General features: G+C 34.9%; 2 protein-coding genes and 1 pseudogene. All 3 read right to left on the bottom strand.

Annotated features, from left to right (window positions below):
* Positions 1 to 477: IS1634 family transposase (locus tag CWATDRAFT_RS30365; protein WP_007308547.1), on the bottom strand; the 477-nt coding region annotated here is incomplete at its 3' end.
* Between the two features lie 79 nt (positions 478 to 556).
* Positions 557 to 3,064, bottom strand: a complete 2,508-nt coding sequence (locus CWATDRAFT_RS30360) for a type I restriction endonuclease subunit R (RefSeq protein WP_007308546.1) — start codon at positions 3,062 to 3,064, stop codon at positions 557 to 559.
* Positions 3,065 to 3,218: 154 nt separating this feature from the next.
* A pseudogene (locus CWATDRAFT_RS30355) lies at positions 3,219 to 3,805 on the bottom strand (NF041680 family putative transposase); the annotation flags it as partial.

Below are 3,805 nucleotides of genomic sequence, written 5' to 3'. Positions count from 1 at the left end.
TCTTTCTTTAATAATTTTTTCTTCTTCCTGTTTCTCTTTATCTTCTTCCCTTTTATATTCTCCATCTAAATGAAATGACGTGGAATCTAAATGGGAGTATTTAAGGTCTATTTTAATTTTTTTAATTACTTCTAAAACTACTTCAATAAAAATATCATTTAGTCCATATTTATATAATTCATCCATTACTCTCCCAATTTTATCATCATTAAGGTAATCAGGTTTAATTCTTTCTCCTAACAATTTCTCAATGGCTTTATCTTGAAAAAACTGACTGAATAAATATAGAGGTCTTGAAACAAATCCTAGTCCATTGATTAAAATAGACTTAACTACTGTACCTGCTGAGATTTTTTCTCTAACATCTATTCCTAATTTATTATTAATTATTTTGACTATTCCTATTTCATCAATTAAACCAGCTACTATCCCTAAATGGTCTAAATTTTTAACTTGTATTTCTTCTAAATAAGACATTTTTCGCTCTTTTTTTACAGAGGAAACAACTTAAGCAATTATCCCACTTTTTTGTCTTCAAGAGCTTAAGCAATTATACTTAATTATTAACCCCAGGCTTGTAGTATTTAATGCTACTTTTTGAAGTGCGGAATCTGGGTTGTAAATATCGGGAAAAGGTTTGTTTAGCTGCACTACGCTCTAGTCCTACTAATTTGCGAATAAATAGCTTTAAATTGATATTTTTGCCATAGACTTCCTCAAATCGTTCTCTGCTTTCAATTTCAGGGGAATTAAATAACATTTCTTCGATAGATTCTAAATCTGATTCTGTTAAGGTAAGGTTGCGTTTCAGTTTGGCGATCGCCAGATGATTCTCGTTGTTACAAATATAGGTTTCTACTTTCTTCTTATACTGATAAGGACTAAACCCTGTTTGATGGGTGGGAACGTCCTGTTTACTGATATCTTCTAATTCATCGATAAAATTAGTATAGACGATTTGCTGTTGTTGACGGTCAAGCAAAGGCACTAAATCCCGTAATTGTCGTCTTAGGGTTTCTACCATTGCAGGGGTCACATCAGTCCACCAATTTTCGCCTTGGACTTCTTCAATTAGAGGTAATTTGGCTTTCACCATCGGAATTTCTCTTTTAGATTCCAATCCGTGTAAAATATCTCTAACTTTATCCCGTAATCTAATAAAATTAGAAGATTGTTCTAAAATTGCTAGTTGAAGTTGAGTACAAAGTAAGTCAAATTCTTTGCTTAAGCGTTTTTCGGTGGGGAGTCCATTGGGTAAGGTTGCTAAGGAATTATTAATTAAGTTTAAGTCTTGAGAGTTTAATCTATTCCATCTTTTTCTATCTGTAAATTCTTCAACTATATTTAATTGACGACGCACTAAAAAATTCTCTTTTTCCATACTGCTAATATGTTCATGCAAGTTATCTAAAATATATTCTTGTAATGTTTTATTATCTTGATTGAGTTGTTGAGACAGGACTAAACGGGCTTTAAATAAACGAGTAGTTAAACTTTTTCTGGGTTTTTGTTCTTTCTCTGTAACTTGTTGTTCAAAATATTCAAAGTTACCGCATAAATCAAAGATTAAAAATTCTCTTTTATCGTCTCCTATGCCAAATAAATCTGGACATAAACGGGTTCCCCTACCAATCATTTGATTGAATTTTACAGTGGAAAAAACGGGTTTAAAAAAGACTAAATTAAGGATTTCTGGAACATCTACCCCCGTATCTAACATATCCACTGAGACGGCAATGGTGGGCTGTTTTTGGCTTTCTGAAAAGTCATCAAAGGTTGATTGGGCGTAGGGATCATGACTATCAATAACTCTCGCAAAATGTCCTTTATAATGGCGATAATTCTTATTAAATCGTTGAACAATAAATTCAGCATGCTCATGGTTACGAGCGAAAATAATGGTTTTTCCTAACTTATCCCCTCCTTCTACTTTTAGCCCAAATTCCATTAATATCTCTAAAGCTTGATCTATACTATTTTCATTAAATAACCAACGATTTAAAGCAGTCGAATCAATTTTATTCGGTAAAGTATCCTTTTCTTCATCATAAAACTTTGCCTCATATTCTTCTTGTTCTTCGGGGGATAATTCTGTATATTTTACTCCTGTTCGTAAAAATTTAAAGGGAACATTGATGCCTTGTGGTGGCACTAGATAACCGTCTTTTATGGCATCATCTAATTCATAGGCAAAGGTGGGAACTCCTGATTCTAATTCAAAAATGCGATAGGTGTCTCTATGAACTTCGTTCCGTGGAGTAGCGGTTAATCCGACTAATAATCCATCAAAATAATCGAATAATGTCTGATATTTTTGATAGATAGAACGGTGTGCTTCATCAACAATAATTAAGTCAAAATGTCCCACTCCAAACATTCTTTCTTTGTCCCCCATATCGTTGAGGCGATTAAACATAGTGGGATAGGTAGAAACGACAATATTAGCAGTAATTGCTTGTGAGGTTTTACTCTTGGTTAAATCAATAATATTGGCTTGGGGTAAATGGCTTTTAAATGCCCGAAAAGCTTGGGTAACTAATGCCTCCCTATCTGCTAAAAATAAGACACGATTGACCCAATTTGCCCGTTTTAAGAGGTCTATTAAGGCGATACTGGTGCGGGTTTTTCCGGTTCCGGTGGCCATCACTAACAATGCTTTACGGATGTTCTGACTAAACGCTTCAGTAATTTGACGAATGGCTTCGGTTTGATAACTACGGTTAACAATGTCGTTATTAACTGGCACAAGATGGAGTTTTTTGCGGTTTTTGCGCCGGAAAATCAGTCTTTCTAGTTCGTCTTTTTTGAGAAACCCTTGAATTTCACGGGGGGGATAGGTGTAATCATCCCAGAGATAGGTTTGATAACCGTTACTGTAGAAAATAAGGGGACGTTGACCGAATTTTTGTTCTAAGCAGTCGGCGTAAAGTTTAGCCTGTTGTTGTCCAATTTCTGCAGTTTTTTTGGTGCGTTTGGTTTCAACTAAGGCTAAGGGGTTGCCATTGTCTCCCCATAATACATAATCAATGCGTCCTTTACCACTGGGGTTTCTGTCCAAAGGCATTCCTGTAACTTCGTATTCTGTCCAATTTGGACTTTGGACAAAAAAAGTTTATTAGCGTATATTTTACGCTAAACTAAAATCCCAAAATATCGGCTCTGTATCAGTCAATAAAATTGGCTGACAAATAGGGCTAATCTATAGATTCTGAGGAAAACTAAGGAGCTTTTAAGTTTTCAGTTGATTTTTTGCTCCCTTTCTTGATAACATCATGACGAGTTCGTGGGGCTTTTTTGTAACCTTTAATACGTCCGGAAGAAAAACCTCGACGTTTGGGAAATTTGGCGAAAGTCCCCAAGGTCGTAATTATTCTTGAAAAGTCTCTTTGAACTAGACTAGGGGTGATTTTGATGGATTTATTAGTCTTCAAATACTGTTCCCAATCACGGGGTAAAACCACAGCTAATTTTCTGGCAGCCCACAAATTTACATAAGAAAGAAGTGTTAGTTTAAACCAATTTTCTTCATGATGTACATCGGGAGTTAAATAAGATGTCATCAATAATCTTTGTTTACCAAATCGAAAAAGATGTTCCATGTCAGAACGTTGTCGATAACACTGATAACAATCAACTAAACTTAACTCATCGCGCCGAGAACCAATAACAATAAGCCACATAGGTTTCCAAATACTATTTCTTTCTTGAGCTCTGACAACAATCTGGAGTAAAGTAAAGGGGTGATTGTTCATTTTATAGTTTTTAGTTCCTCTCATTAACATCTGTTTCCATCCCGAAATAGTCA

Origin of the sequence: Crocosphaera watsonii WH 8501, from assembly GCF_000167195.1 — a bacterium.
Taxonomy (GTDB): domain Bacteria; phylum Cyanobacteriota; class Cyanobacteriia; order Cyanobacteriales; family Microcystaceae; genus Crocosphaera; species Crocosphaera watsonii.
Note: the sequence above shows the minus strand (reverse complement) of the source record. Positions and strands in the feature narration are given on the sequence as shown.